The sequence below is a fragment of the Methylobacterium sp. AC690 genome (genome assembly GCF_979256535.1).
On sequence record NZ_CEEDOX010000011.1, the window covers coordinates 26,771 to 52,069 of the forward strand.

Consider the following 25,299-nt stretch of genomic DNA (forward strand, 5'->3'; position numbering starts at 1 on the left):
CCGAATGCTGGGGATCGGGCGCGGAACACTTGCCTTCCGGGGGCGAGCGGGCCCGGACGGGTCCGCCCGCCGGATCGGCGCTCAGGCGTGCAGCTCGCTCAGGGGCGCGTGGACCGTGAAGGCCTGGCCCTCGTCGACCCAGTTCGCCCCAGCCTGGCCGCCGCGGATCGCGGCGATCTCGCCCGGGTCCGCCGTGAAGGTGTGGGCGCCCGAGCCGGTGTTGTAGAAGCGCTCCACGGTCTCGGCCCCGGCGCCGGCGACCGCCGGGTCGGCATAGGCCTGGAAGGCGACGCCCTCCAGGTGGAAGCTCGGCGCGCTGGCGAGGAGCTGGTCCCGCTCCGCGGTGCTCGCCGTGTAGAAGTGCGTGCCGTTCTGCGTGTCGTAGAAGCGGAACACGTCCACCGTGCCGAGGCCGTCGGCGGGCGTCTCCCAGGCGACCCCCTCGTAGCGGTAGCCCGACGCGCCGAGGAGGAGCTGGTCGCGCTCGGCCGCACTGTTGGTGAAGAAGTGGTCCTGGCTGGTGGCGTTGTAGAACCGGTAGGTCTCGCTGAGGTCGGCGACGGATTGCTCCACCGCCGCCAGCGGCAGGAAGATGCCGTTGGCCACCGGCAGGGCGATCTTGTAGCCGGCGCTGCCGTCGACCTCGTTGCCGGTGCCGGCGCCCTCCCCGGCCGCCACGGCGAGGCCGTGGATCTGGAACTCGCGCCCGGCGAGGCGCTGCTCCAGGTTCTCGAAGATCGCCGCCTGGTTCGGGTCGGCGAGGTTGAACTGGTAGTCCTGGTGGAAGCGCAGGTTGCCGTTGGCGTCGGCGGTGGGGAAGTCGGGCGAGATCTCCACGTCGGTCACCGCCCCGGAGGCGGTGCCGCTGAGGAGCGCGGGCGCCACCACCGGCGCGCCCTCCGGGTCCTCCACGAAGCCGTCGCGGTCGGCATCGAGGGTGATGTTGGGCAGGAGCGACGGCGCGTCGTTGTCGAAGCCGTGGATGTGCTGCGGGTGGATCTGGCCCGGGGTCAGGCCGCTGGCGATGACGTCGAGGCTGACGCGGCCGGCCGCCCGGTCGAGGTGGAGGATCGCCTCGCCGCTGACCCCCGAATTGTTCGACGGCACCAGCTGGGCGACCACCGTCCCGGTGGCCTCCGCCAGGGCGTTGATCGCCGGGTTCTCCGGGGCGAGCGGCCCGGTGCCGGTGGGCGCGAGGGTGTAGGGGGCGAGCAGGGAGAGCAGGTTCTGTTCGTCGATCAGGGCGGCGTTTATGGCAGAGCTTGTGTTGTTCTGAGTATTCGTTGCCATGGGCTTTCCTCCATGCGGGAGGAGTCACTAGATTTACCCACCCTGTGGCCCGCATTAACCTATGGCTGTTTTCGCGTGGTTTCTATTCCGCTGCGATGTTTTGTACCTCTGTTCGCGCCGAATATTAAAATAGATCAATGAAGGACTGTATTCGTTCTGCGGCAAAGCTTTTGCATTGCAGCACGATGACCGTGTGAAAGCGGACGCTTCCGTGCCCGGGACGCGGCGTCGCGCCGGCCCGTCGCGCCTTGACCCTCCGGCACGTCCGGCATAAAGAACCATCGTTCGTTTCAGCGGATACTGTCCTCTTCCGCCGCCGTCCGGCGGGGCGTAGAGGACGGGCACGAGACCACAGGCGTGTGCGGGCCGGCGGGCCCGGGAGGTTTTTCTCGATGACCGATCGTCTGCCCGGCTTCAACACGCGGGCCATCCATGCCGGCGCGGTGCCCGACCCGACCACGGGCGCCCGCGCCACGCCGATCTACCAGACCGCCTCGTTCGTGTTCGACGATGCCGAGCACGCCGCCTCGCTGTTCGGGCTCGAGGCCTTCGGCAACATCTACTCGCGCATCACCAACCCCACCAACGCGGTGCTGGAGGAGCGGGTCGCGGCCCTGGAGGGCGGCACCGCCGCCGTGGCGGTGGCCTCGGGCCACGCCGCCGAGTTCCTGGTGATGCACGCCCTGATGCAGCCGGGCGACGAGTTCATCGCGGCCGACCGGCTCTACGGCGGCTCGATCAACCAGTTCAACCATTCCTACAAGAACTTCGGCTGGAACGTGGTCTGGGCCCAGACCGACGACCCGTCCTCGTTCGAGCGGGCGATCACGCCGCGCACTAAGGCGATCTTCTGCGAGTCGATCGCCAATCCGGGCGGGGTCATCACCGACATCGCGGCGCTCGCCGAGATCGCCAAGCGCCACAACCTGCCGCTCATCGTCGACAACACGATGGCCAGCCCCTACCTGATCCGCCCCTTCGAGCACGGGGCCGACATCGTCGTGCACTCGGCGACGAAGTTCCTCGGCGGCCACGGCAACTCCATCGGCGGCCTCGTGGTCGACGGCGGTACCTTCCCGTGGGCGGGCGACGCGCGCTTCCCGATGCTGTCGGCGCCCCGGCCCGAATATGCCGGCAAGGTGCTGGCCGAGACCTTCGGCAACTTCGCCTTCGCCATCGCGGTGCGGGTGCTGGGCCTGCGCGACCTCGGGCCGGCGCTGGCGCCCTTCAACGCCTTCCTGCTCCTGTCGGGCATCGAGACCCTGCCGCTGCGGATGCAGCGCCATTGCGACAACGCCCTGGCGGTGGCGACCTTCCTGCAGAGCCACCCGGCGGTGGCCTGGGTCAGCTATCCGGGGCTGGAGACCGACAGGTATCATCAGCTCGCCCGGCGCTACACGCCGCACGGCGCCGGCGCGGTGTTCACCCTCGGGCTGAAGGGCGGCTACGCGGCGGGCGTCAAGCTGGTCTCGAACCTGACCCTGTTCTCGCACCTGGCGAATATCGGCGACACCCGCTCGCTCATCATCCACCCGGCCTCGACCACCCACCGCCAGCTCACCGATCCGCAGCGGATCGCCGCCGGCGCCGGGCCCGAGGTGGTGCGCCTCTCGGTCGGCCTGGAGGATCCACAGGATCTGATCGCCGACCTCGACGCCGCGCTCAACGCCTGAGCGGGGCCGTGTTAACCTTCCCTTTACCACGTTGGGCCGAGGCTCGGGTCGCGATCACCGGAGGTGGCGATGTCGGCCTTGGCTTCGATGGACTGGGCGTACGTGGAACAGATCAACGACGGACTGGCGTTCCTGGCCATCCTGGCGGCCCTGGTCGGGCTCGCGGTGGCCTTCGCCCCCGGGATGCCGGAGCGGCGCCTGGCCGCCCCGGTGAAACGGACGCGCGACACCGGCCGTTATTGACGACACCGTCGGCGGGGCATAGGCCCCCGTCTCACCCCTGTCGCGAGATCGTCCGGCCGCCGATGACGCAGAACCCGCCAGAGAGGCAAGATTCCCCGGAGCCGCAGGCGTCGACAGACCTGCCCGTCGTGCTCCTCGTCGAAGATGACGGCCTGCTTCTGATGGAAGCCGCCGACACCCTCGTGGATGCCGGGTTCGAGGTGCTGGAGGCGAGCCACGCCGACAACGCCCTCTCGGTGCTGGAGAGCCGCGGCGACGTCGACGTGCTGATGACCGACGTGGACATGCCGCGCGGCTCCATGGACGGCTTCGCCCTCGCCCGCCTCGTGGCGCATCGCTGGCCCGGCATCCCGGTCCTCGTCGTCTCCGGCATGGGCACGCCCGGCCCGCACGACATGCCCGACGGGGCGCGCTTCATCCCGAAGCCCTACGAGCCCTCGACCCTGGTCCGGACCCTGCGCGCCTTCGCCCGCCGCGCCGCCTGACCACTCCCCCGACCTTCACAGACGGGAGGCCCCGATGGCCACCGAGACCCAGACCCATCGCTTCGCGACCCAGGCGATCCATGCCGGCGCCGCCCCCGACCCCGCCACCGGCGCCCGGGCCCAGCCGATCTACTTCACCAACGGCTTCGTCTTCGAGGACACCCAGCAGGCGGCGGACATCTTCGCCATGCGCCGCACCGGGTTCTCCTACTCGCGCGGCTCCAACCCGACGGTGGCCGCCCTCGAGCGCCGCGTCGCCGCCCTGGAAGGCGCCAAGGCCGCCGTGGCGGTGGCCTCGGGCCAGTCGGCCGTGCTCATGGTGCTGATGACCCTGATGAAGAGCGGCGAGGCCTACGTCGCCTCCTCGCGGCTCTTCGGCGGCTCGCTCGGCCTGATGAACCGCCTTGACGGGCGCTACGACCTCAAGCCGCAATTCACCAAGGGCCTGACCCCGGCCGATTTCGAGGCCGAGATCACCCCGGAGACCCGGGCGATCATCTGCGAATCCATCGTCAATCCCTGCGCCACCGTGATGGACCTGGCCGGGATTGCCGAGGTCGCGCGCCGCCACGGGCTGCCGCTTGTCGTCGACAACACCCTCGCCTCCCCGGCCCTGATCCGGCCGATCGAGCACGGGGCCGACATCGTCATCCACTCGACCTCGAAGTTCCTCGGCGGCTCCGGCCAGACCATCGGCGGCGTGATCTGCGATGCGGGCCGCTTCGACTGGGCCGCGATCCCCGGTCGCTACAACCTGATGAGCGAGCCCTGGGCCGACTATGACGGCCTCGTGCTCACCGAGCGCTTCCCGGACTTCGCCTTCGCCTCGGCCTGCCGCGTCTTCGGCATGCGCGAGCTCGGCCCCGGCCTGTCGCCGATGAACGCCTTCCTGACGCTCACCGGCATCGAGACCCTGCCGCTGCGCATGGAGCGGCACTGTTCGAACGCGCGCGCCGTCGCGGCCTTCCTGAAGGACCACCCGGCGGTGGCCTGGGTCAGCTACCCCGCCCTTCCGGGCCAGGAGGGCGAAGCCATGGCCGCCCGCTACGTGCCGCAGGGTCCGGGCTCGATCTTCACGGTCGCGCTCAAGGGCGGCGAGGCGGCGGCGGTCCAGTTCATCATGGGGCTGAAGCTGATCTCGCACCTGGTGAACATCGGCGAGATCAAGTCCCTGGCGATTCACCCGGCCACCACGACCCACCGCCAGCTCGCCCCCGCCGACAAGGCAGCGGCCAAGGTCGGCCCCGAGACGGTGCGCCTGTCGATCGGCCTCGAGAGCGTCGAGGATCTCATCGCCGACGTCGAGCAGGCCCTGGCACCACTCGGCTGAGGCCGGCCCCTCCCCTTCGGAGGGCCTTGCGCCTCAGGTCGCGCCGACGCCGATGACGCCGCCCTCCATTGGGGGAGACGCGGATGCCGCACCGGCGCGGGGCGTCCACCACGGCGAAGTCGGTCATCGACCAGGCCAGCGCGTGCGCGGCGCGCAGGGGGCGGTCGTCGATCGCCGGCTCGCGGCCCTGGCGAAACCGGTCGCTGACCGCCGCCGCGGCTCGGCCAGGCATGCCGGCTGCGTCTGAGAGCGGTCCCGGTCCCGGTCCCGCGTTCCGGGACAGGAATTGGCCGCCGGCCGAGGCCGGGCGGTGTCACGGACGACGGACGAGGGCGGCGGTTTTGGCGCTGGATCCGGGTCTCAGGCCGCGGCGGAGAGCGCCTGCGGGGCCGCCGCCTCGATTCGGTTGCGGCCGAGACCCTTGGCCCGGTACAGGGCCGCATCGGCGCTGGCCAGCATCGCGTTCAGGTCGCTGCGGTCCGGCGCCGCGAGACCGATGCTGACCGTCGCGGGGATGCCGGGGCCCTCGGCCCGCCCGGCTGCCGCGGTGAAGCGGCTGGCGATCAGGGCGCCGCGGCTCAGCGCCTGGTGACGGTCGCAGTCGGGCAGCAGCGCCGCGAATTCCTCGCCGCCCAGGCGGACCAGCAGCGCGTCGGGGCCCGCGCCCGCACGGGCGGTCTCGGCGAACAGCTTCAGGATCTCGTCCCCGGCCGGATGGCCGTAGCGGTCGTTGATCGCCTTGAAGTGGTCGAGGTCGAAGGCGAGGAGCGCGACGGGGCGGCCCTGTCGCTCCCGCAGGATCCGCCCCCCCTGGTCGAAGAAGGCGTGGCGGTTCGCCAGGCCCGTGAGCTGGTCCGTGTGCGACAGGCGCAGGAGGTGCTGCTTCTCCTCCTCGCGCACGAGGGCGAGGAACGACATCGGCATCGCCACCGCATACAGCACGGCCTCGAACATCGTCGCCTTGGCCACGATGGCGAGCATCTCCGGCCCGGACCACTGGACCACGAGCGGCACGATGAAGGCGCGGCCGAGATAGAACGCGGCGTGGAAGGTCAGGATCGAGACCGCCACCGGCCGGGATCGTAAGCCCCGGGCCGTGCGGCTGCGCAGGAGAAGCCACGCGGTCAGGCCGGAGGCCAGCGCGATGGGCAGGGCCGAGACGTGGTTCCAGAAGGCGGTGGGAAAGTGCGCTCCGGCCACCGCCCACAGGACCGCGAGGGCAACCAGGGCGACGAGGGAGGCGCGGAGGTATCGCCGACCGTCGAGGCTCGCAGCCGCGTTGAGGACCAGGAGGTAGCCCGACATCATCAGGAGGTTGGTCGCTCCCATGCCGACGGCGACGGGTACGTGCCGGCGGTTCATGGCGACGACGCAGCCCAGGACGAAGGCCACGAGCCCGGCGGCCAGGATCGCGAGACCGCGCGCGCGCGCCGGGTGGGCCTGCCGTTCCCAGAGCAGGAGGGACGTCGACACCAGCAGCGTCCCGACCGTCAGGTACCAGAGGGTTTGGAGATCGATCTGCATCGCTTCGCCTGTCTGGGGCCAAGCTTAACGGCTGCGATCTGTCAGGTCCCTTATGGTTCCATGCCGATTGTCGACATGGTTCGCGCAAGGTTAAGCGCCGCCCGGTGCGCCGGGGCCCCTTGGCCGTGTCGGCGGCGCCCGGGCACCGTCAGGAGGGCGTGGATTCCCGCAGCCCGATGCCGATGACGCCGCCATCCAGGCGGGAGAACCGGATCCCGGCCTTGCGCAGGGTCTCGACCGCCTTCTGCCGGGACTGCTGGGCCGTGGCGTCGAGCTGTTCCTCCATGCGCTTCACCGTCGAGAGGGACAGGCCGGACGCCTGGGCGAGATCGGACATGGACCAGTCCAGCAGGGCGCGGGCGGCGCGCAGGTGGCGCCCGTCGATCGGCGGGTCGAGGCCCTCGTCGAACGGCATGCCGGGCGCCGGCGTGGTCGCCTCCAGCGGCGGGGTGAATCCGGCCCAATCCGGCTCTGCGAGGCTCGAGTCCAACGACGCGGTGAACGGACGTGCGGTCTCGCCAAACTGGTTCTGCGCGCCCCCCTCCCCGAACAGGACCCGGCTGCGGCGCTGGTCGGCCAGGCGCGCCTGCCGCAGGCTCTCGTGGTCCGTCACGTCCAGGACGACGCCGGCGGCCCCGCGCGGGTGCCCGTCCGGGTCGAAGTAGATCTCGTTTCGCACCGACAACACCCGCATCGCCCCGTCGGGCCGGCGAAACCGCACCGTCTGGCTGCCGAGGGAGGTGCCTTGCATCAGGTCGGTGCCGCTCTCCAGCTTCCCCCGATCCTCCGGCAGGACGAGCCCGACCAGTAGGTCGTAGCTCGGCCGCGTGGTCCGGGGATCGACGCCGAGGAGATGGTACAGGCCCGACTACCAGACGTGCTGGTTCTCGGCGAAATGCCACCCCCAGGTGCCCGTCAGACCGTGGCTCTCGATGAGGTTTAAAAACTGGGCTGGAGAGAACTTGAGATTGTCGACGTGCATATCCTCATGGCCCGCTAAAACTTTCAAATGATAATGTCATCAATCGAGCGGGTCCGCAAATCAGATGAGGCACGAATACATGCAACCACAAGTGAACGAATTTGGCTCTTCCTGATCTCAAACAGCCTTTCTACTTCTGAAATCTCCGTTGTCGCCCCACAAGCACCCTTATCGCGGGACGATTTTTAGTCACTGCGACTGGTATCGGCACGCAAGGCCACGGGCTCGCGTGAATTCGGGCGCGAACGCGCGACGCGTTTCGAGTGTCCGCGGCCTCGAGGCGGGCGGAGAGGCCCGTGAAGTCTCGACCCCCGGCCGCGACGTCTGGACGATGCATCGCCAAGTCCGCCCGCTCCAGGGCGACGGGCGTCGCGGTCGTGTCCGATTGTGCAGGAACCTGCCGCCGCGCCAGCGCTGCCCGTGGCGACCGCGCGCGGGCGCGCAAACCGTGCATGGGGCGACGGCCCGACTCAGGCCGTCTGCAGGGCGGGCTCCGCATCCGCATCCCCGAGCAGGTCCGGACGGTTGCGCAGGAACCAGGGGACGCGACTCGCCGGCATCGGCTTTCCGTAGAGATAGCCCTGGGCGTTGGTGCAGCCCCCGTCCCGGAGGAAGGCGGCCTGCTCCGCCGTCTCGACGCCCTCCGCGGTCACGTCGAGGGCGAGGCTGCGGCCGAGCTGCAGCACGGCGGTGACGATGGCGGCGTCGTTGGCGTCGCGCTCCAGGTCGCGGATGAAGCTGCGGTCGATCTTGATCTCGTCCACCGGGAACTGCTTCAGGTGGGTGAGCGAGGCGTAGCCGGTGCCGAAATCGTCCAGGGCGACCCGGATGCCGGAGCCGTGCAGCGCGGCCAGCACGTCGCTGACCCGGTCGCCGTGGCTGCCGAGGAGGACGGTCTCCGTCACCTCGACGCCGATCCGGCTGCGCGCCAGGCCGGCCTCGTCGACGTCGTCCAGGAAGGTCCCGGCCAGGTCGCCCTGGGCGAACTGCGCCGAGGAGAGGTTGAGGAAGACGCGGCCGGGATCGAGCCCGAGGCTGGTCCAGTGCAGGAGGTCGGCGATGATCCGCCGTCGCAGGACGTCGCCCACCGCGACGCCGATTTCCGGATCGTCGAAGATGGCCGAGAAGGCACCGGGCGCGAGCAGGCCGCGGGTGGGGTGCTGCCAGCGCGCCAGGGCCTCGAACCCGATCACCGCCCCCGAGACCAGGTTGATCTTCGGCTGGTAGTGCGGCTCGAGCCCGCCGCCGCCGTCGAGGGCCGCGCGCATCTCGCGGGTCATCGCCACCCGCTCCTCGATGTCCGCCCGCAGGGCCGGCACGAACAGGGTCGCGCGGTTCCGCCCGGAGGCCTTGGCGGCGTAGAGGGCGAGGTCCGCGTTGGTGAACAGGTCGGCCGAGTTCCCGGCATGGTCGGGATAGAGGGCGAGGCCGAGGCTCGCCCGCGGCGCCACGATCCGCCCGCTGATCGGCATCGGCGGGTGCAGCACGTCGAGGATGCGCCGGGCGAGGTCGTGGATGCGGGAGTGCCCCGCCGCATCGCGACCGGGACAGATCACCACGAACTCGTCGCCCCCGAGGCGGGCCACCAGGTCGGTCGGCTCGATCACGCCGCAGAGGCGCAGGGCGACCTCCTTCAGCAGGGCGTCCCCGGAATCGTGCCCGAGGGTGTCGTTGATCTCCTTGAAGGCATCGAGGTCGAGCAGGATCAGGCCGACCGGCGTGGCCTGGCTCTCCGCCTTCGACAGGGCGGTTTCCAGTGTGGCCTGGAACAGCGCGCGATTGGGCAGGCCCGTGAGCACGTCGTGATGGGCGGCCGAGCGGATCTGGGCCTCGGCGGCCTTGCGGCTGGTGATGTCCACGAGGCTGGAGACGTGGCAGGCGGTGCCGTCGATCTGGACGCTCTCGATCGAGAGGAGCACGTCCCGGCGCTCGCCGGACAGGACGACGATGCTCGTCTCCCAGTCCCGGATCGCCTGGCGCCGCTCCAGCACCGCCTGCATCCGGCGGCGGTCGGCGGCGCCGATGAAGTTCCGGTTCTGGTAGTTCGCCAGGGTATCGCCGGGGGCGAGGCCGAAGAACCGGACGCCGGCATCGTTGGTGCTGACGATCTGCCCGTTGGCGGCCAGGGAGACGACGATCGGCACCGGCACGGCCCGGAACATCGTCTCGAACAGCTCCCGACTCTCGGCGAGCTCCAGGCTCGCCCGGCGCTCCACGTCGGCCGCCGACCATTCGAGGCGGCGCAGGCGGTTCGTCCGGGCGATGTAGAGCAGGACCGTCAGGTGGCCGAGGGCGAGTTCGCTCGCGAGGCCGAGGCTGACCTCGCCGGGGGACCGCAGGGCGAGGATGCCCGCCACGAGGATCAGGGCCGAACCGGTGCCGGTGAGCGCCGTCCGGACGAAGCTGAGGGGCACGACCAGCATGAACACGGTCGGCACCAGCAGGGCCGCCAGGACCGGGATTTCGGGGCGCGCGGCGCAGAGGGCGCCGAGGCCCACGCCGACGACGACCTGCCACGGCAGGAGCCATCGCTGCAGCGACGCGAAGGTCTTGACCGACCGCAGGGCCACCAGACCGCCGAGCGTCGCCGCGAGGATGGCGAGGTGCGCGACCAGCAGCGCCCGGATCGCGCCGAGGGTCTCGATCAGGCTGAGGTCGTTGACGAGGAGCAGGAGGTCGATCGCGAGGCAGGCGCAGAGGACGGCCCGGGTGTGGCGCAGCGTTCGCGGCAGCCGCTCCGTCCGGAATGCCGTCTCGTGGGCACGGGTGGCGAATTCGCCTGCAGGCGTGATGAGCCGATCGGTCGTCATGGCGAACGACCGTGACATGCAATTCTCGCGCAGGGGTTAAGACTGCCTGTGCTTGGCTCTATTTCACCGGGCGTGGCCGACCGGCCGTCAGGGCTCGCAGCGCCCCGCGCATGGTGCGCACGTCCTGCTCGGTCATCGCCATGCGATGAAGCATGTCGCGCATGTTGCGGGCGATGATGTCCCGTTTCTCCGGCGGATAGAAGTTGGCGGCGGCGAGATTGTCCTCCAGCGTCGCGAACAGCGAGGCCATCGCCTCCCGGGTCGCCGGCGGCGACAGCATCTCGCCGGTGAAGGGCAGCACCGAGAGCCCGGCCGCCCGGCGCCACTCGTAGCTCATCAGCAGCACCCCCTGGGCGAGGTTCAGGGAGGAGAAGCGGGCATCCACCGGGAAGGTCACGATGGCGTCCGCACGGGAGACCTCGTCGTTGTCGAGGCCGGAGCGCTCCCGCCCGAACAGGATGCCGACCCGCTGGCCGGCCCGGCCCACGACGTCGCGCATGGCTTCGTCCGGCGCGAAGACCCGCTTCATCTGCCCGCGCTCGCGCGCCGTCGTCGCCAGCACGTAGTGCAGGTCGGCGATCGCCTCGCCGAGGGTGGCGTAGACCACCGCGCCGTCGAGGATATGGGTGGCGCCCGAGGCCGCCTCGCGCACGCCCTTCTTCGGCCAGCCGTTCTTCGGCGCCACCAGGCGAAGCTCCGACAGCCCGAAATTCGCCATGGCGCGGGCGGTCATGCCGATGTTCTCGGCCAGCTGCGGCTGGACCAGGATGATCACGGGCCCGGCCGGGGATCGGGTCGGGTCCATCGGGTCTGCCGGGGTGGGATCGGACGAAAGCGGGCTCATCGGCGCCCTCTTGCATGACCGGGGCGCCTCCGCAAAGGGGGCGTCCCGTCAGGCCGATGCCACGCCCCCCGGAACGGCCCGCATGCGCCGCCTGTGCACGCGCGACCTCCTCGGCTCCCCCTGCCCGATCAGGCGGGGCGCCCCCGCGAGAGATCCGGTCATGACAGCCGCCCCGACAGCCCGATCGGGGGCCGGAGCGCTGTCGTCGATGTCTCCCGCAGTGACGGGAGCCCCCGGACTGATCGGCTCGGGTGGTATCGCGCCGAACTTCGAGGGTGTGCGCTCGTGCTGATCCGGCGGAGCCGCGGTTCGGACCGATCAGATCTTTCCGTCGAGACCCATCTGGTAGTATTTGTGGATGATCTTGTCCTGGTTCTCCAGGAGCCAGTCGATCGAGGGCTCGTTGGTCATGGCCTTGCGGATCGCCTCGGTCATGCCCCGGCGCTGGATGTCGAACAGCGCCTTGTGATCGACGGTCTCGGCCTCGATCACGCCCGGGCTGAGCCAGACCGAGCAGATGATGCCGAGGTCGTTGGCCTTCTCCTTCGGGATGTAGCCGGCACGCACCGCGTCGAGCACGCCGTTGGCGATGGCGAACTGCACCGTGCCCATCAGGATCGAGGTGTATTTGCTCTCGGTGACGCTCACCTTCGAGACGCAGAGCGTCACCGGGCGCACCATGATGTCGGTGTTGAGCAGCGCGAAGACGCGGCTGTGGCCGACGACCTGGTCACCCGTGAGGGTGGCGAGGGCCGTACCGACCGGACCGTCGAGTTCGCCGATGATGACCTCGGGCTCGGAGGCCGTATTCGGCGGTCCGCCGGCGACCAGGGCCTCGCCGGCGCGAAGGATGATGCGTTCACTCATGGGACTCTCGGGACTCTCTCACGACGGCGAAGGACGGAACGGCGAAGGCATGGGCCGCGTGGCCGGCAGAATCCGTGTGTCGGCGCCAATGTCCAGCCCCGTGGCCGTATGAGGCCCCGCCCTGCCCCCTGGATCGGAATCCTCCCATCCCGGTCGGTCGAGGCCGGCGGCCGGTACACAGGGCAGCGGGGATGCGGGCGCGCTTCGTGGAATGCAGTAATCCGGCTTTAAGGCTTGGCGTGCATCGCTGGCTGATACGGGATCTCGGCACCGACTGTTCGAAACGACATCAGAGGAACCTTCCCGTCGGACCGTGATGGCAAGGCCAAGCGACCCGCGTCATCAGAACTCGATCGGTTTCGGCACGCCCATGTCCTGCCCCACGTCCTGCGGCGCCCAGAAAAACGGCTGTCTCAGCCGCTTTCGCCGATCTTCGGGCGGGGCGACGGCAGTCGAGTTCGCCCTCGTCATGCCGCTCTTCATCCTGGTGTTCATCGAAATTCTTCAGGGCGGCCTGTACGTCTTCTGCTACGCGGCCCTGGAGAAGGCGACCGCCGATTCCAGCCGGACGATCATGATCGGCGCGCTGACCGATACGGCCTCCACCGCCAACGGGTTCCGCAGCGCCGTGGTCTGCCGGAACCTGATCGCGGGCCTGTCCTGCGGCAACATCGTCACCAGCCTGCAGACCACCACCCTGGCCGGGTCGGGCGGCGGCTACTCGGTCTTCGTCAGCCCGGACGAGAAGAGCCTCGTGCCGGTGCCGATGGACAACGCGCAGACGGCGTACTGCACCGGCGCCCCCGGCACCTACGGCTACATCCAGGTCTTCTACGCCGTGCCGGTGTTCAGCCCGGTCTGGATCGCCCTGAAGCTGAACACGACCTGGAACGGGACCTCGGTCGTGTTCGCCCGGGCCGCGGTGGCGTTCCGGAACGAGCCGTTCACCACCGCCAGCGTCTCGACCGGGTGCTGACGCCGCCATGACCTGCCAGACCCTCACGCGCTTCGGACGGGATCGACGCGGCATCGCCATCGTCGAGTTCGCGCTGATCCTGCCGCTGCTGATCACGCTCTCGGCGGTGACCTTCGATCTCGTTCGTTACGTCATCTACATGCGCAAGATCGAGCTTGCGGCCAGCACCCTGGCGGATCTCGTGGCGCGCAACGACACCGGCAAGATCACCCAGACCGACATCCTCGCGATCTCCCGCTCCCAGCTGGTCATGTTCCCGGAGGCCATGCAGGCCGCCAGGGACGCCAACGTCTCGGTCTGGAGCCTGCTGAAATGGTCGCTGTCGGGGATCCAGTTCACCCCCACGGTCGCCAGCTGCACCGCCAACTGCACCTATGCGCCGAAGGTGACCTGGACCTCTGGCCAGAAGCGATCCTGCTCGACGCCGCCAGTCGCCGCGCCCAACACGGCGGGACCGAGCCCCACGACCTTGCCCAGCGACACCTTCGGCCCGGGCTTCCTCGTCGTGGCCGACGTGGTCTTCAGCTACAAGCCTCTCATCCTGCAATCCGTCGTCGGCACGATCGACATCGCGAAGTCCTTCTACTTCGCGCCGCGCTACGTCACGACCATCACCTTCGATTCGAGCGGCGGGATCACCTCCGCCAATGCCTGCCCCTGATCCCCGAGGCATGTCCCATGCGCGCCGACCCCACGCACCGTATCTCTCCAGCCGGGCGCCTGCTGCGGCGCCTGCGCGATGAGCGCGGCGGCAACGTGCTCATGGTCTTCGCCCTGGCGCTGATCCCGCTGATCGGCCTGACCGGGCTCGGCGTCGATTACGTCCGCGGCATCAACTATCGCACCCATTTCGACCGCGCATCCGACGCGGCCACGATCACCGCGATCGCGACCGCCCGCGACTACATCTCCACCAATCCCAAGAACGAGGCGGACCCCACCGCCTCCGCCCTGGCGCTGGCCAGGACCCGCGGGTTGGCCGCCTTCCGGGTCAATGCCGGGCCGATGCTGAACAGCCTGCCCCTGACGCCGAACCTGACGGTGACCCGGACCGGCAACGTGGTGTCGGCGTCCGCCAGCTATGCCTCGAGCTATGAGTCGCCCTTCAGCCGGGCCATGGGCAACCTGACCTCGATCGCGGTGTCGGGCGTCTCGACCTCGAGCCTGACCCTCGGCAATTACACGGATTTCTACCTCCTCCTCGATACCTCGGGCTCGATGGGCTTCCCGACCTCGAGCACGGCGCAGGTGCAGTTCGCCAGGCTGAACCCCGACATGGCCGACGCGAAGGGCAACAACTGCGCCTTCGCCTGCCACTTCACCGGCTCGAAGGGCTTCAACATCGCCAAGAGCAACAACATCGAGCTGCGCATCGCCACGGTGAGCAACGCGGTCCAGCAACTGATCGCCAAGGCCCAGACCAACCAGACCCTGGTCAATCAGTACCGGATCGGCCTGTACCCGTTCGTGAGCTACCTCGAGACGGCGGCCGACATCACCACCAACCTGGGTTCACTCTCCTCGGTGAACCTGGAGAACTACATGGATATCGGCGACTCGACGGTTCCGCGCGGCAGCGGCGGGACCCACTACGAGAACGTCTTCGCGACCATCAACACCAAGATCAAGGTCGTCGGCGACGGCTCCAGCGCCGCCAAGGCGGTGCCGTTCGTGTTCTTCATCACCGATGGGGTCGGCAACAACCAGTACTGGGACAACAAGAGTGGCTGGACCGGATCGCAGGCCAAGCTGCTCGATCCCTCCCTGTGCAAGACCCTCAAGGACAAGGGCGTCACCGTCTCGGTGCTCTACATCCCCTACGTGCCGCTCGCGACCCCGTTCAACAGCAATGTCGGCTACGAGAACGTCGTGGTGAACGGGCTCATCCCCAGCGTGCCCGGGACGCTGCAGAACTGCGCCTCGTCGGGCTACTTCCGGACCGCGAGTTCGGCCAGCGAGATCCAGGAGGCGCTGAACGCCATGTTCGATCAGGCGACCCGGAAGGCGCGCCTCGTGGCCGGTCCCTGACAGGCCAAACCATTTGTCATGGCCCTTCGGGGAGCCGCCAGCTTCCGCCCCGGGACCACCCGGGCTAAGGACGGCGCCAGACCGGCATCCGGCTTGCGTTCCGCAGGCGTGCGACGTCGGTGAACGCCCCGGTCCAGGAAGGTGTGCTGCAGATGGATAAGATCAAGGTTGCGAACCCGGTCGTCGAACTCGACGGCGACGAGATGACCCGGATTATCTGGAGCGAGATCAAGAACAAGCTGATCCACCCCTACCTCGATCTGAACCTGGAATATTATGACCTCGGCGTCGAGCACCGCGACGCCACCAACGATCAGGTTACCGTCCAGGCCGCCGAGGCGATCAAGCGCCACGGTGTCGGCGTGAAATGCGCCACCATCACCCCGGATGAGGCCCGGGTGAAGGAGTTCAACCTCAAGGACATGTGGAAGTCGCCCAACGGCACCATCCGCAACATCCTCGGCGGCGTCATCTTCCGCGAGCCGATCATCTGCCAGAACGTGCCCCGCCTCGTGCCGGGCTGGACCCAGCCGATCGTCGTCGGCCGCCACGCCTACGGCGACCAGTACAAGGCCACCGACTTCAAGGTGCCGGGCAAGGGCCGCCTGACAATCAAGTTCGAGGGCGAGGACGGCACCGTCATCGAGCGGGAAGTCTTCAAGTTCCCGAGCGCCGGCGTCGCCCAGGCGATGTACAACCTCGACGACTCGATCCGCGACTTCGCCCGCGCCTCGATGAACTACGGCCTGAACCGCAAGTACCCGGTCTATCTCTCGACCAAGAACACCATCCTCAAGGCCTATGACGGCCGCTTCAAGGATCTGTTCGAGGAGGTCTTCCAGTACGAGTTCAAGGCGAAGTTCGACGCGGCCGGCATCACCTACGAGCACCGCCTGATCGACGACATGGTGGCCTCGGCTCTCAAGTGGTCGGGCGGCTACGTCTGGGCCTGCAAGAACTACGACGGCGACGTGCAGTCCGACACCGTGGCGCAGGGCTTCGGCTCCCTCGGCCTGATGACCTCCGTGCTGCTCACCCCCGACGGCCGGACCGTCGAGGCCGAGGCGGCCCACGGCACGGTGACCCGTCACTACCGCGAGCACCAGAAGGGCAAGGAGACCTCCACCAACTCCATCGCGTCGATCTTCGCCTGGAGCCGTGGCCTCGCCCACCGCGCCAAGCTCGACGACAACGCGGCGCTTGCCAAGTTCGCCACGACGCTGGAGACCGTCTGCGTCGACACCGTCGAGGCCGGCTTCATGACCAAGGACCTCGCCCTGCTCGTCGGCCCCAATCAGCGCTGGCTGTCGACCACGGGCTTCCTCGACAAGGTCGACCAGCACCTCAAGACCGCGATGGCCTGACGGGGTTCACCGAAGCCCTAGGGTTCGAGGGAGCCCGGGCGTGCACGGTCTTAGAAGGGCGCGGGATCGAGCGTTCCGGGGTCCTTCGGCGGCTGCGCCCGCCTATCCTTCGATCGGGTCGGCACCGGTCGCCCGCTCTCGCTCGTCGGAGAGGCCGCCCGCACGCGTCATTGGATGAAGACCGACGCAGAGCACCGCGTCATCCCGGAGCCGCAGCGCGGAGCCCGGGATGACGGAGCGGTGGCCTCGGTGATCGACCCAGCGGACTGACACCGGAGATCGCTCGGATCGGGCGGTCGTCGGCAGCTCGTCCGCTGCGACCCTGGCGAACCGTCACGATGCGGGCCGCGCCGCCTCGGCCTTGCGCTTGCGGGTGGCGGCGGCCTTCTTGGCGGAGGCCGAGCGCTCTTCCGGCGTCCGGGCGGCGGAGGCCTTCCCCCCGACCCGTCCGCCGCGATGCGCCGCCGGATGGCTGCTGGCCTTGCCGCGCCCGGAGCCGCCGGGCTTCTTGCCGCCGCCATCGTCCTTGTTGACGGTCGCCCAGGCCCGCGCCTCGGCCTCCTTCTCGGGCACGCCACGCCCCTCGTAGGATTCAGCGATGTGCTCCGCCTTGCGGATCTGCTTGTCGGTGTATTTCAACTTGTCGCCCTGGCTCATCGCGAACCCCCTCCGCTGGACGGCCCGGGCGAGGCATCAGCCGACCGCGGCGGGCCCGTCGAGAATCGCCCGAACCCGGCGGACCAGGTCCGTCCGGCGGTAGGGCTTGTTCAACAGATCGAACTCCGAACCCCCGGCATCGGTTCGCTCCAGGCTGGCCTCGGCGTAGCCCGTGGTGAGCAGGACCTTGAGCTCCGGCCGCCGGCGCGTGGCTTCGCGCCCCAACGCGATGCCGTTCATCCCACCGGGCATGATCAGGTCGGTGAACAGCAGGTCGATGGGGTTCCCGCTCTCCAGCACCTCGAGGGCCTCGCGGCCGTTCTGCGCCATCAGGGTGCTGTAGCCGAAGTCCCGCAGGATGGTGCGGGCGAGTTCGGCCACGTCCTCCCGGTCATCGACGATGAGGATCGTCTCGGTGCCGGACCCCTCCTGGGGGCCGACCGTGGACGGCGCCGCTTCGAGGACCGCGGTCTCGGTGGCCGGGAAGGACAGGCGCACCACGGTCCCCTCCCCCAGCATCGATTCGATGCGGGCGGCGCCGCCCGACTGCTTGGCGAAGCCGTAGACCATCGACAGGCCGAGGCCGGTGCCCTTGCCCTCTTCCTTGGTGGTGAAGAACGGGTCCATGACCCGGGCGAGGACATGGGTCGGGATGCCGCTGCCGGTATCGGTCACGCTGATGGTGACGTAGCGCCCGGGTGCCAGGGGACCGGCCACGTCGCCGGTGATGACGTGGTTCTCGGTCTTGACCGTGAGGCGGCCGCCCTCCGGCATCGCGTCGCGGGCGTTGATGAAGACGTTGAGCAGGGCGACCTCGGCCTGGTTCGGGTCGACCCGGCAGTTCCACAGGTCGGGGCTGAGGTCGAACCCGAGGCTCACCGTCTCGCCCAGCGTCCGGCCGGCCATGTCGGCCATGCCCTGGACCAGGGCATTCAGGTTCACGGAGCGGCCCTCGAGGCGCTGCTTGCGGGCGAAGGCGAGGAGCTGCTGCGTCAGGGTGGTGGCGCGCTCGGCGGCGGTGCGGATGTTGTCGGTGGCCCGGCGCAGGCGGTTGCGGTCGGCTGACGGATCGTCGAGGCCGGCGCCCAGGATGTCGACGTAGCCGACGATGACCTGGAGCAGGTTGTTGAAGTCGTGGGCGATGCCGCCGGTGAGCTGGCCCAGCGCCTCCATCTTCTGGGCTTGGCCCAGGGCCTCCTCGGCGTCCCGCCGGCGGGAGACGTCGAGCTGCGAGGCGAAGAAATACACCAGCGTTCCGCCCGCGTCGTAGATCGGCGAGACGAACAGCGCGTTCCAGAACGGGGTGCCGTCCTTGCGGTAGTTGACGATCTCGGTGGCGACGTTCTCGCGGGCCGCGATCGCCCGGGCGAGCTCACGCACCGCGCCGCGATCGGTGTCCGGCCCCTGCAGGAAGCGGCAGTTGCGGTCCAGCACCTCGTCGCGGCCGTAGCCGGTCATCTCCAGGAAGGCGTCGTTGGTGAAGATGATCGGATTGTCGGGCAGGCGCGGGTCGCTCACCACCATCGGCATGCGCGAAGCCGCCACCGCGTTGAAGAAGAAGGCCGCTTCCGGCGAGATCGGGGTCTCGGCCGAGGATCGGATCGGGTCCTGCGCGAGCGCCCCGTTCGGCGGAATCTTGGGCGTGTCGATCATCGTCGCGCAATCACATCGGCGGGGCTTCGCAGGCGAAACCTGACAGGCCGCCCCTAACACGGGTCAAACACCCGGCGCCATCATCGTTCCCTGTCCCCATCCCCGCATCCCCGGCGCACCATGACGATTCGGCGAGGTGCGCCGCGCGCAGGTATGCGCGCGGCGACTCGGGGGGTCAGCGCTGCTCGGTCTCGAAGCGGACGCTGTTGACGTTGGCCCGCTCGAAGGCCTGCATCACGTGCTGGTAGGAGCGCTCCATCTCGGTGGCCTCGACGCCGTCGATCTCCTCCGGCTTCAGCACGAACATCAGCATCGAGCGTCCGGTGACCTCGTAGGTCGCGCCGATCGGCTTGCTCACCACGTCCTGGCTGTCGGGCAGGTTCGTGTCGAGGAGCCGGGTCCAGCCGACGCCGCCCACCGATTCCGGCAGGGTGAACGACACGAGGTCGTGATAGGCGTTGTAGAGCAGCAGCAGGGTGGCGTCGCCGCCGCGCTGGTGGATGCCCGAGGCCTGGGCCCGTCCGTCGAGAAGCACCGCGAGGGAGCGGGCATCGCCCTGCGTCCAGTTCTCGGGCGACATCTCGGTGCCGTCCGGCTTCAGCCACGTCACGTCCTTGACGCCGAACTCCTCGTCGTAGGAGCCCGTCAGGAAGCGGCCGCGGGTGAGGATCGGCAGCGCCTCGCGCAGCAGGGTCAGGCGCTGCGTGAACTCGGCGAGATCCCGCTCCTCCGGACCGACGGCCTCCCAGTCGAGCCAGGAGATCTCGTTGTCCTGGCAATAGGCGTTGTTGTTGCCGTTCTGGGTCCGGGCGAACTCGTCGCCCGCCAGCAGCATCGGGGTGCCGCGGGAGAGGAACAGCGTCGCCAGCATGTTGCGCATCTGGCGCAGCCGCACCGCGCGGATCTCCGGATCGTCCGTCGGGCCCTCGGCGCCGTAGTTGTTCGAGAGGTTGTGCGAGTGGCCGTCGCGGTTGTCCTCGCCGTTCGCCATGTTGTGCTTCTCGTTGTACGACACGGTGTCGTTCAGCGTGAAGCCGTCATGGGCGGTGAGGAAGTTCACCGAAGCCCAGGGCTTGCGCCCGCGCTTGTTGAACTTGTCGGCCGAGCCGGTGAGCCGGGCCGCGAGATCCGGCAGCATGCCCTCGTCGCCGCGCCAGTAGCCGCGTACGTCGTCGCGGAAGCGGTCGTTCCACTCGGCCCAGCCGGGCGGGAAGCCGCCGACCTGGTAGCCGCCCGGACCGCAATCCCACGGCTCGGCGATCAGCTTGACGCTGTTCAGCACCGGGTCCTGCCGGCAGGTGTCGAGGAAGCCGCCGCCCTCGTCGAAGCCGTGCGGCTCGCGGCCCAGGATGGTGGCGAGGTCGAAGCGGAAGCCGTCGACCCGCATCTCGGTGGCCCAGTAGCGCAGGGAGTCGGTCACCAGCTGCAGCACGCGCGGGTGCGACAGGTTGAAGGTGTTCCCCGTGCCGGTGTCGTTGATGTAGTAGCGCGGCTCCTTGGGCATCAGCCGGTAGTACGAGGCGTTGTCGACGCCCTTGAACGAGAGGGTCGGGCCCTTCTCGTTGCCCTCGGCGGTGTGGTTGTAGACCACGTCGAGGATGACCTCGAGGCCGGCGCCGTGCATGCGCGCCACCATCTCCTTGAACTCGGAGAAGGCGAAGTCCGGCACGGCCGAGTAGCGCCGCGCGGGGGTGAAGAACGAGATGGTGTTGTAGCCCCAGTAGTTCACCAGCCCCTTCTCCTGCAGATAGTCGTCCTGCACGAAGGCGTGGACCGGCAGGAGCTCCACCGAGGTGACGCCGAGGCTCTTGATGTAGTCGAGCACCGCCGGTGTGCCGAGGCCCGCATAGGTGCCGCGCAGCTTCTCCGGCACGGCCGGATGCAGCTTGGTGAAGCCCTTCACGTGGGTCTCATAGAAGATGGTCTTCTCCCACGGCACGTGCGGCTTGCGGTCCCGACCCCAGGTGAAGGCCGGGTCGATAACGCGGGAGCGGCGGGTGAAGGGCGCGGAATCGCGCTCGTCGTAGGTCAGGTCGTCGCCGCTCTCCATCTGGTAGCCGAACAGGGCCGGGTTCCAGGTGATGGAGCCGACCAGGCCCTTGGCGTAGGGGTCGATCAGCAGCTTGTTGGGGTTGAAGCGGTGGCCCGCCTTCGGCTCGTAGGGGCCGTGGACGCGGTAGCCGTAGATGGTGCCGGGGCGCGCGTCGGGCAGGTAGCCGTGCCAGATCTCGTCGGTGTACTCGGGCAGCTCGATCCGCTCGATCTCGTTCACGCCGTCATCGTCGAACAGGCAGAGCTCGACCTTGGTGGCGTGGGCCGAGAACAGGGCGAAGTTCACGCCCAGGCCGTCCCAGTTCGCGCCGAGGGGATAGGGCGAGCCTTCCTTGATGCGCGAACGTTTGGCGCGGCCCTGCGGGGTCGAGCGGTCCGCGGGATTCGTCGTGTCGGCCATGTTCGCTCCGGGCGGTATCGATGGGTGCGTCGAGACAGGGCGATGCGCGTCGCCCCGTCTTGGAAACCTGGACAGGAACGCTCACGCTTCGCCGGAAGGTCCGCAACGGGGCAAATCTTTTTGCATCGCACGGCGCAACGCTGCGCAACCGCTTCCACGCCGCGTGCGCTTGCGGCAGAACGGGTGTGGCAAGCGTGCGAATGACGGGCGGCGGGGGCCGCCCGGGGCGAGGAGAGCGGCGCATGACGGATCAGCCCAACGGCCTGCAGGGAATCGCCGATCGCTACCGGGTCAGCCTCGATGCCGTGCGCCATCTCGCCCAGGCGCTCGAGTCCGGCCATGGCCGGATGGCGCAGTTCAACCATCCCGAGCTCGGCGGCTTCGGCCAATGGTCCGGCGCCGGCATGACCATGATCGGCGACATGTTCAACGCCGACCTGAAGGCCCGGGTGGACGCCCTCTGCACCACCCTGGCCGCGGCGCTGCCGGCCGGGGCCTGGTCGGAGGTGCCGCGCGGCGCCGGGGCGCCCTGGCCCCTGGAATGGGGTGCGCCGGCCACCGCCGGATCGCAGAACGGGATGCGCTACGCCTACTTTCCGGGCCAGAGGCGCCTCGTGGTCGAATCCGAGGGGCGGGCCGCGATCTACGATACCGGCGACCACACGATCAGCGGCGTCTCCCAGCAGCAGGGCAGCGCGACCGGCCTGCGCTTCTCGGGCCCCGGCGGGCCCGTCGACCTCGCCAGCCTGAAGCGCCTCGACGAGGCCGAGCGCGGCGAGACCCGCCCCTTCGCGCCCGAACCGTTCGAGGCCGGTCCTCCGCAGGGCGAGGCGTCGCCTCAGGGCGGCGCCGCGCCGGTGGCCGGCAGCGACGTCCTGTCGACGATCGAGCGCCTGTCGGAGATGCGCCGCAAGGGCATCCTCACCGAGGGCGAGTTCACCGCCAAGAAGGCCGAGCTGCTCGCACGCCTCTGATCGCCCGATTCGGATTCACCCCGGTTCCGAACCACCTCGGTTCCGAACGACGCGGGGTGGATCGCCCGGGGGACGCGCGCGTTGGCCTCGGGCCGACGCCGCGCACGGGACGCGGATCGCGGCAGAGCTCCCGCAAGGCTGATGGCCCGACCCCGCGACCTCCTCGACGTCTCGACGATCTACCACGAGCCCGCCGTGCCGGATTACCCGCGCGGTCAGGCGATCCTCGACCGCTTCCCGCAGGCCGAGCGCATCGTCGTGCCCTCGCACTGGAACATCCCCAGCCTGCACGGCAATGCCGGCTCGGTGGAGGATTGGGTCCGGATCAAGCGCTCGACCCTGGTGCTCGGGGTGAAGAAGGGTCTTGCCATGCGGCCCAACGGGCGCAGCGCCCACTTCATCGCGCCCTCGACCTCGAATGGCTGCGCCATGGCCTGCGCCTACTGCTACGTGCCCCGGCGCAAGGGCTTCGCCAACCCGATCTCGCTCTTCGTCAACGTCGAGGCCGTGGCCGCCGCCATCGCCCGGCACGCCGCCCGCCAGGGCCCCCTGCCCGAGCCCGATTCGATCGATCCCGCCCTCTGGGTCTACGACCTCGGCGAGAACGGCGACCTCTCGGTGGACGCCATGGTGAGCGACACGGTGCGGGACCTCGTGGCGCTGTTCCGGGACATCCCGAACGCCAAGGCGTCCTTCGCCACCAAGGCGGTGAACCGCGATCTCCTCGCCTACGATCCCCAGGGCAAGACCCGGATCCGCTTCTCGCTCATGCCCGAGCGCATCGCCCGCATCGTCGACGTCCGGACGGCCCCGATTCCCGAGCGCATCGCCGCCATCGACGACTTCGTCGCTGCCGGCTACGAGGTCCACGTCAACTTCTCGCCGGTGATCCTCTACGAGGGCTGGGAGGCCGACTGGACGGCCCTGTTCGCCGCCATCGACGATGCGATCGGACCGGCGGCCCGGGCGCAGCTCAAGGCGGAGATCATCCTGCTGACCCACAACGCCGACCTGCACGCGGTCAATCTCGGCTGGCACCCCAAGGCCGAGGACCTGCTCTGGCGGCCGGACATCCAGGAGGCGAAGGTCTCCGAGGGCGGCGGCGCCAACCTGCGCTACCGCACCGGCTGGAAGGGGAAGTGGCTCGCCCGCTTCAAGGCGCTGCTGGCCGAGCGCATGCCGTACTGCACGGTGCGGTACGCGTTCTGAACCGGCCGGCGCCCGGCCTTCGTCGGGCGCCGGTCCGTCCGGTCAGGCTGCCCCCGTCTCAGCCCCAGACCCTCTCGCCCGTGGCGACCTTGGCGCCGATGTCGAGGGCGATGTCCATGCCGAGGCCCGGAAAGCGCGCCTGCATCGTCGCCTTCAGCGCGGCGGCATCCCCGCCCGCCGCGAGGGCCTCCTCGAAGGCAAACAGGTAATCGCGGGTGAAAGCGAGGGCCGAGCCGTCGGTGGCGGCCTCCACGGCGAGATGGCCCGGCACGACGACGGAGGGCCTGCGCATGGCGAGCCGGCCGAGCTCGGCGATCCAGGCCGCGCGGGCGTCCGGGCTCGGCATATCGGCGGTCCAGACGTGAACGCCGGAGAAGACGAGCACCCCGCCGAACATCGCGTCCAGCGCCGGGAGGTAGAGCGTGCGGCGGTTGGGCAGGCCCGCCGCGGTCAGGATCTCGACCGTCTCGCCGTCGACCGCCAGCGCGGCGCCGTCGAAGGCCGTGGGCATGACCACGTCGGCCCGTGACCGGGGACCCTCGTCTCCCAGCCGCGGAGCCCAGGCGGCGATCTTCGCGTCGACCGAGCGGGCGATGGCTGACACGGTCTCGGACGCGGCGAGCACCCGGGCCTCCGGGAAGGCCTCGCAGAGGGGCTTCAGGCTGAAATAATAGTCGGGATCCGACTGGCTCACATAGATCGTCGTCAGTCGCTTGCCCGTCGCGGCGATCGCCGCCGCGACGTCCCGGCCGTCGGCGAAGGTGAAGCCGCCGTCGATCAGGATCGCTTCGGTCGGCCCTTCGAGCAGCACCGGGGCGCGGAAGAAGCCGTTCGGGCCGGCCGGAAAATGCGTCCAGGCCAGCCCGGGCGCGGGCATCCCGACCGGCGGCAGCGCGCTGGTCGCGTCGAGGCTGATCTGCGTCATGGTGTTTCCCCCGATCCGGCCCGAAGCTCGGCCGCAAGTCTGTCCCGGTCGCCGAAGAGGATGCCGCCCGGCAGGCGTCGGGCGCCCCGCTCGTCGGCGAGGACGAGGGTGGGGACGCCCCGGGCACCGAACCGGGCCATCATCCGGGTCGCGTCCTCGATTCGAGCGTGGTTCGCCGCCCGCAGCGCCGCGTCGGGCTCCGCCAGCCGGGCGGCGGCCTCCGCGAAGCCCGCGCGGGCGAGCACATCCGCCACGACGGCGCGATCCGCGGTGTCCCGGCCCTCGACGTAGAGGGCGTGCTGGAGCGCGCTCAGCCCTTCGACCTCCCGGCCGGTCTGGGTCGATCCGATGGCGACGAGGCCGAGGGTGGCCGCGGCCGAATCGAAGGCGACGCCGGGCGTCCCGAAGATCAGGGCGTGATAGGCGTCGCTGAACGGTTGCCCGGTCTGCAGCCTGATGCGCTGGTCGTTCTGCCAGACATATTCCGCGAAGGCGGCGTCCATCGGCTGCCCGCCATCGCCCGCGAACAGGCCCGTGGGCGCGAGCTGCAGGCTGACCGTCTCCGACCGGGCGATCCAGGCCAGCGCCGGGGCGGCGCCGTAGCACCAGCCGCACAGGGGATCGAACAGATAGGTCAGCTGCATGGGCCTGGACCTGACGCGTGGCTGCGTAAGCGCCGGAAGAACTGAATTAGCCGCGCTAATTCAGACGAGCGCAGCTTTAGCGACCGACTTTGCGCAAGACGAGTCCAATTTTGGAATGGGAGCCCCGCCCCGAGCGCGGCAGCCGGCCTCGGCCGCGCGCTGCGCGCTCACGCGGCCCGGGGCGCCGGCGCACCCGCCTGCGACGAGGATGAGCGGGCCCCTAAGTCGCGGGCGGCGCTGATGCGCTGGCATGGCAGATGGCAGGGTGCCCGGTGGATCGCGGAAGCGTGGGCGCAGCCCTCGACGGACCGGGCGCAGATGAATCAAAGGTACCGCGCGGCGCCCACGCGGCGCCCTCGCACAATCCGA

21 protein-coding genes are annotated in these 25,299 nt (G+C 69.5%); 10 read left to right on the forward strand and 11 right to left on the reverse strand.

Annotated elements, in window-relative coordinates:
• Nucleotides 1-81: 81 nt before the first annotated feature.
• Nucleotides 82-1,290 carry a hypothetical protein gene (locus AC0IY1_RS13985; protein WP_471770265.1) on the reverse strand — a complete coding sequence of 403 codons (1,209 nt, stop codon included), beginning with the start codon at nucleotides 1,288-1,290 and terminating at the stop codon, nucleotides 82-84.
• A 392-nt stretch (nucleotides 1,291-1,682) separates the two neighbouring features.
• On the opposite strand from AC0IY1_RS13985, the gene AC0IY1_RS13990 reads away from it, so the two are divergent.
• The 4 genes from AC0IY1_RS13990 (at nucleotide 1,683) to AC0IY1_RS14005 (ending at nucleotide 5,021) form a co-directional block, all read left to right on the forward strand.
• Nucleotides 1,683-2,963: an O-acetylhomoserine aminocarboxypropyltransferase gene (locus AC0IY1_RS13990; protein WP_471770267.1), complete on the forward strand. Its 1,281-nt coding sequence runs from the start codon at nucleotides 1,683-1,685 to the stop codon at nucleotides 2,961-2,963.
• Between the two features lie 69 nt (nucleotides 2,964-3,032).
• Nucleotides 3,033-3,206 (forward strand): hypothetical protein, encoded by a 174-nt coding sequence (locus tag AC0IY1_RS13995; RefSeq protein WP_471770268.1) that lies wholly within the window; start codon nucleotides 3,033-3,035, stop codon nucleotides 3,204-3,206.
• A 62-nt stretch (nucleotides 3,207-3,268) separates the two neighbouring features.
• The gene (locus AC0IY1_RS14000; protein WP_055952112.1) at nucleotides 3,269-3,691 is read left to right on the forward strand and encodes a response regulator; all 423 of its coding nucleotides are present in this window, start codon (nucleotides 3,269-3,271) and stop codon (nucleotides 3,689-3,691) included.
• Nucleotides 3,692-3,725: 34 nt separating this feature from the next.
• A complete protein-coding gene (locus tag AC0IY1_RS14005; protein WP_055952109.1) occupies nucleotides 3,726-5,021 on the forward strand; it encodes an O-acetylhomoserine aminocarboxypropyltransferase/cysteine synthase family protein in 1,296 nt (431 codons plus the stop codon).
• A 360-nt stretch (nucleotides 5,022-5,381) separates the two neighbouring features.
• Here AC0IY1_RS14005 and AC0IY1_RS14010 read toward each other — a convergent pair whose 3' ends face one another.
• From AC0IY1_RS14010 to AC0IY1_RS14030, 5 genes are all read right to left on the reverse strand, one after another.
• On the reverse strand, nucleotides 5,382-6,545 hold the full coding sequence (locus AC0IY1_RS14010) for a GGDEF domain-containing protein (RefSeq protein ID WP_471770270.1): 1,164 nt from the start codon (nucleotides 6,543-6,545) through the stop codon (nucleotides 5,382-5,384).
• Between the two features lie 148 nt (nucleotides 6,546-6,693).
• Nucleotides 6,694-7,407, reverse strand: coding sequence for a PAS domain-containing protein (locus tag AC0IY1_RS14015; protein ID WP_471770436.1), 714 nt, complete (start codon nucleotides 7,405-7,407; stop codon nucleotides 6,694-6,696).
• 590 nt (nucleotides 7,408-7,997) lie between these two features.
• On the reverse strand, nucleotides 7,998-10,355 hold the full coding sequence (locus AC0IY1_RS14020) for a putative bifunctional diguanylate cyclase/phosphodiesterase (RefSeq protein WP_471770272.1): 2,358 nt from the start codon (nucleotides 10,353-10,355) through the stop codon (nucleotides 7,998-8,000).
• 40 nt (nucleotides 10,356-10,395) lie between these two features.
• Nucleotides 10,396-11,142, reverse strand: coding sequence for an RNA methyltransferase (locus AC0IY1_RS14025; RefSeq protein ID WP_471770438.1), 747 nt, complete (start codon nucleotides 11,140-11,142; stop codon nucleotides 10,396-10,398).
• Nucleotides 11,143-11,499: 357 nt separating this feature from the next.
• Entirely contained in the window at nucleotides 11,500-12,048 is a 549-nt protein-coding gene (locus AC0IY1_RS14030; protein WP_055952093.1) for a formaldehyde-activating enzyme, read from the reverse strand.
• Between the two features lie 370 nt (nucleotides 12,049-12,418).
• Here AC0IY1_RS14030 and AC0IY1_RS14035 point away from each other — a divergent pair, with 370 nt between their 5' ends.
• The 4 genes from AC0IY1_RS14035 (at nucleotide 12,419) to AC0IY1_RS14050 (ending at nucleotide 16,416) form a co-directional block, all read left to right on the forward strand.
• Nucleotides 12,419-13,024: a TadE/TadG family type IV pilus assembly protein gene (locus AC0IY1_RS14035; RefSeq protein ID WP_471770273.1), complete on the forward strand. Its 606-nt coding sequence runs from the start codon at nucleotides 12,419-12,421 to the stop codon at nucleotides 13,022-13,024.
• 7 nt (nucleotides 13,025-13,031) lie between these two features.
• On the forward strand, nucleotides 13,032-13,685 hold the full coding sequence (locus AC0IY1_RS14040; protein ID WP_471770274.1) for a TadE/TadG family type IV pilus assembly protein: 654 nt from the start codon (nucleotides 13,032-13,034) through the stop codon (nucleotides 13,683-13,685).
• A 17-nt stretch (nucleotides 13,686-13,702) separates the two neighbouring features.
• Nucleotides 13,703-15,052, forward strand: a complete 1,350-nt coding sequence (locus AC0IY1_RS14045) for a pilus assembly protein (protein WP_471770275.1) — start codon at nucleotides 13,703-13,705, stop codon at nucleotides 15,050-15,052.
• 152 nt (nucleotides 15,053-15,204) lie between these two features.
• Complete coding sequence (locus tag AC0IY1_RS14050) at nucleotides 15,205-16,416, forward strand: NADP-dependent isocitrate dehydrogenase (RefSeq protein WP_471770276.1); 1,212 nt, start codon at nucleotides 15,205-15,207, stop codon at nucleotides 16,414-16,416.
• Nucleotides 16,417-16,749: 333 nt separating this feature from the next.
• Here AC0IY1_RS14050 and AC0IY1_RS14055 read toward each other — a convergent pair whose 3' ends face one another.
• The 3 genes from AC0IY1_RS14055 to glgX form a co-directional block, all read right to left on the reverse strand.
• Nucleotides 16,750-17,073: a plasmid stabilization protein gene (locus AC0IY1_RS14055; RefSeq protein ID WP_471770278.1), complete on the reverse strand. Its 324-nt coding sequence runs from the start codon at nucleotides 17,071-17,073 to the stop codon at nucleotides 16,750-16,752.
• A 36-nt stretch (nucleotides 17,074-17,109) separates the two neighbouring features.
• A complete protein-coding gene (locus AC0IY1_RS14060) occupies nucleotides 17,110-18,726 on the reverse strand; it encodes a histidine kinase famiy protein (protein ID WP_471770279.1) in 1,617 nt (538 codons plus the stop codon).
• A 175-nt stretch (nucleotides 18,727-18,901) separates the two neighbouring features.
• On the reverse strand, nucleotides 18,902-21,178 hold the full coding sequence (gene glgX / locus AC0IY1_RS14065; protein WP_471770281.1) for a glycogen debranching protein GlgX: 2,277 nt from the start codon (nucleotides 21,176-21,178) through the stop codon (nucleotides 18,902-18,904).
• A gap of 242 nt (nucleotides 21,179-21,420) precedes the next feature.
• On the opposite strand from glgX, the gene AC0IY1_RS14070 reads away from it, so the two are divergent.
• Nucleotides 21,421-22,152, forward strand: a complete 732-nt coding sequence (locus AC0IY1_RS14070) for an SHOCT domain-containing protein (protein WP_471770283.1) — start codon at nucleotides 21,421-21,423, stop codon at nucleotides 22,150-22,152.
• A 141-nt stretch (nucleotides 22,153-22,293) separates the two neighbouring features.
• A complete protein-coding gene (locus AC0IY1_RS14075) occupies nucleotides 22,294-23,361 on the forward strand; it encodes a spore photoproduct lyase family protein (protein ID WP_471770284.1) in 1,068 nt (355 codons plus the stop codon).
• 58 nt (nucleotides 23,362-23,419) lie between these two features.
• Here AC0IY1_RS14075 and AC0IY1_RS14080 read toward each other — a convergent pair whose 3' ends face one another.
• Nucleotides 23,420-24,286: an MBL fold metallo-hydrolase gene (locus tag AC0IY1_RS14080; RefSeq protein ID WP_471770285.1), complete on the reverse strand. Its 867-nt coding sequence runs from the start codon at nucleotides 24,284-24,286 to the stop codon at nucleotides 23,420-23,422.
• Nucleotides 24,283-24,930 carry a DsbA family protein gene (locus tag AC0IY1_RS14085; RefSeq protein WP_471770286.1) on the reverse strand — a complete coding sequence of 216 codons (648 nt, stop codon included), beginning with the start codon at nucleotides 24,928-24,930 and terminating at the stop codon, nucleotides 24,283-24,285. The genes AC0IY1_RS14080 and AC0IY1_RS14085 overlap by 4 nt, the downstream gene beginning before the upstream one ends.
• Nucleotides 24,931-25,299: the final 369 nt, after the last annotated feature.